At 37.7% G+C, this 2,745-nt stretch carries 6 protein-coding genes; 3 read left to right on the forward strand and 3 right to left on the reverse strand.

Going from position 1 to position 2,745, the window contains the following annotated elements; genetic code table 11:
- Nucleotides 1–207: 207 nt before the first annotated feature.
- Together SSCH_RS04385 and SSCH_RS04390 are read right to left on the reverse strand one after the other, a co-directional pair.
- Nucleotides 208–564 carry a HEPN domain-containing protein gene (locus SSCH_RS04385; RefSeq protein ID WP_332306898.1) on the reverse strand — a complete coding sequence of 119 codons (357 nt, stop codon included), beginning with the start codon at nt 562–564 and terminating at the stop codon, nt 208–210.
- A gap of 177 nt (nt 565–741) precedes the next feature.
- Entirely contained in the window at nt 742–1,149 is a 408-nt protein-coding gene (locus SSCH_RS04390; RefSeq protein WP_052835304.1) for a DUF4411 family protein, read from the reverse strand.
- A 126-nt stretch (nt 1,150–1,275) separates the two neighbouring features.
- Between SSCH_RS04390 and SSCH_RS04395 the strand changes: the two genes are divergently transcribed.
- Both SSCH_RS04395 and SSCH_RS04400 read left to right on the forward strand, forming a co-directional pair.
- Nucleotides 1,276–1,542, forward strand: coding sequence for a type II toxin-antitoxin system HicA family toxin (locus tag SSCH_RS04395; protein WP_044664415.1), 267 nt, complete (start codon nt 1,276–1,278; stop codon nt 1,540–1,542).
- Nucleotides 1,543–1,548: 6 nt separating this feature from the next.
- Complete coding sequence (locus tag SSCH_RS04400) at nt 1,549–1,965, forward strand: type II toxin-antitoxin system HicB family antitoxin (RefSeq protein WP_044664416.1); 417 nt, start codon at nt 1,549–1,551, stop codon at nt 1,963–1,965.
- A gap of 231 nt (nt 1,966–2,196) precedes the next feature.
- On the opposite strand, the gene SSCH_RS04405 is transcribed toward SSCH_RS04400, so the two are convergent.
- Nucleotides 2,197–2,412: a hypothetical protein gene (locus SSCH_RS04405; RefSeq protein ID WP_044664417.1), complete on the reverse strand. Its 216-nt coding sequence runs from the start codon at nt 2,410–2,412 to the stop codon at nt 2,197–2,199.
- On the opposite strand from SSCH_RS04405, the gene SSCH_RS21705 reads away from it, so the two are divergent.
- The gene (locus SSCH_RS21705) at nt 2,312–2,527 is read left to right on the forward strand and encodes a DUF5658 family protein (protein WP_408645691.1); all 216 of its coding nucleotides are present in this window, start codon (nt 2,312–2,314) and stop codon (nt 2,525–2,527) included. The two genes, SSCH_RS04405 and SSCH_RS21705, sit on opposite strands and share 101 nt — an antisense overlap.
- Nucleotides 2,528–2,745: the final 218 nt, after the last annotated feature.

Consider the following 2,745-nt stretch of genomic DNA (forward strand, 5'->3'; position numbering starts at 1 on the left):
CTAATAAGAGTAGAAACTACGACAAATAAGACTGTATTATAAACAAGATACAGATCTCAAAACATCCTATCGGAAACAGGGTGGTGGTTAATGTTACTCATTTTCCGGTTAATTAGCGGATAAAAAAGCAGTAGGGTAAATGTGATTAGGATATTTGGATACATCTGGTTATTAATACGGATTCAGGTACTGTTGACCGCTGTGAAGCTATTTACTTGCCGATTTCAGGTTAAAAGTTGTAATGAGATCTAATGTATCTTTCTGTTCCTCGGTTGTATGAATTTTTGCCCTTTCCGCTAACCTTAACAGGTCGTGTGTTCTGGGTGGATTATCATTAATATTCTTAACATATACTGCTTTAATCAGCTTTTCTATGACTAAATGGCCAATAAAGAGACTCCAGAGATAATCTCTGCTCTTGTATAAATTCAACATAGTCTCATAATCACGATTTGCAGTTTCAACCCAATAAATAATAAGAGTGTCTTTTTCCATAGTCGCACCTACTCTTATTGTTTGCTCATATATTATACCATAATTAGCATTATAATGTAAGAGACGCATCAAATATTTTCGAAACGCGAAGGTACCGTTTACCACCCGACTTTTGTCGAATATCAGTGAGGGAAACAAAATAATCCTTTGTGTCTAATGTGGGTAATGTAAGCGTAACGATTATTCAAGTTGTTAGTACTACCAGTTATTCCTAGATGGCTGTCATCTTTTATTCTTTTATTACTGTTATGCGATTTCAAATCCTATAAGCTTTACACCCATTATACGCAACATAGTAAATGTATCTATGCAAGGAACCTTGAATGCTTGGCATACATTTGGAATAGGAACTTTGTTCTTAATACCTGGTTTAAATTGTTCTTGGGTAACAACTACGTATCTTCCCGCCTTTGCATATGCAACTAACCAACCATCTGCCCCATTTGCAAAGTCTCTTTTAGCTTTATCTAAGAACTGGTCCCGGCTGTTAACCCAACTCATAACTTCGCGATAACAACCGATAACATCATCCTGTATAGTTGATTCAAACCATATGTTAAAAACACTCTTAGCCCATTCCGTAAGATCATCGTTTCCGCGGTCTAATTCATATTTTACACGGTCAATGCTACATATCTGTCGGCCGACCAACACAAGCTTTAATGTATTCTGAGAAGGGTAGAATGTATATTGCGAAAAATATTTTAAAAAAGAAGGATTCTAATAATTAATGTGGTATCATATATAGTACCGCAAGGAATACTATAGTGGAGAACATCAATGTCACACTATAAAAAACTATATTATAAAATAAGGAATAATCCAAAAGATGTTAGATTTGAAGATTTGGAAAAATTGATGACTAAAGTGGGAGGTTTTAATTCATATTCCGGTAAAGGTGATCATGTAATTTTTACTCACCCGGATACAGACGAATTAATATCTGTAGATACAAGAGGAAGGCGAAAGCCATTAAAACGATATATCGTAATAAAATGTTTGAGAATATTTAATGAATTAAATCCGGGTTTTGGAAAGGAGGAGTAGGTTTAAGTGGATGTTGATTATGGACTTAAGATTTCATTATTGTCAGATGATGATGGAGGAGGTTATTTAGTTGAAGTTCCTGATTTACCTGGTTGTATGACAGACGGAGATACATTAGAAGAAGCTATAAGAAAAGCAGGAGAGGCAATTGAGTCATGGATTCAAGTTGCTAAAGAATGTGGAAAAAAGATTCCTGAGAAAAAATATTATTCAAGTGAGGATGATTACAGCGGAAAATTGACTCTTAGGATGCCTAAATCTCTTCATAAAGAGCTGACACAAGCCGCAGCAGAGCAAGGTGTCAGCATAAATCAATTAATATTATATTTTTTGTCAAAAGGTATTGGGCAAGTGACAACGGAAATGGCCAGTACAAATACTCGCAAAGGTACCGTTTACCACCCGACTTTTGTCGAAAACTAGCAAACGGGATAGCGTGGCTTAAGAAGAAAAGAACCCCAGCGGAGAAATACATGGGGGTCTTTTTTTTATATTGGTAATTGGGTGTTTGTTTGTAAATTCAGAACATGCTGATGTAAAAGCAACCTAGCCGCAGTAAGCTGCAAGAGTTTGGTTATGCAGTAACTGAGTAAGCAGTGTCATGTTAACTGCTCCTGGGAATACTATATATTAGTGTCATTTTCCAGGGAGCAGTCAGATGACATCATCTTTTGATAAAACATCTTCAAAATTCTCAGGTGGGCTTTCACGTTTGCTTTGGGCAGTGGCAGCTTTAAACATTTTCGACATGATCTCTACCTGTTGGCTGGTGTCTTCATATGGGACCGGAATTGAGTTTAATCCCCTGATGCGCTCTCTCTTTGAAGCAAGCCCGGTGAATGCCGCTCTTTTCAAGCTGGCTCTGCTCATCTTTTACCTGATTTTGATTCCTTTTGCCGCACGAAGGAACTATACACTTGCCTATTGTTGCCTCTCACTCAATTTGACGCTGCAATTCTCACCGCCAATAACGGAAGAATTATAGCGACAGTCTGCCATAAAGTTGAGAATTCAGGTGCCAATCAAAGTCTAGCTAGATAATGCCAGTCAGTGTGCATAGTGTGGATAATGTAGAGATCCCCCAGCACCCAAACCAAACCTGTCATGGAATACTGAGAGGATCCTTACCCTTTAATTACCTTACCCCGCTGTCGCACGCTGCCTTTCCATATCAGCAAGAATACTGCCCGATATCTCTTATCC

This window comes from Syntrophaceticus schinkii (genome assembly GCF_000946815.1).
Lineage (GTDB): Bacteria > Bacillota > DSM-12270 > Thermacetogeniales > Thermacetogeniaceae > Syntrophaceticus > Syntrophaceticus schinkii.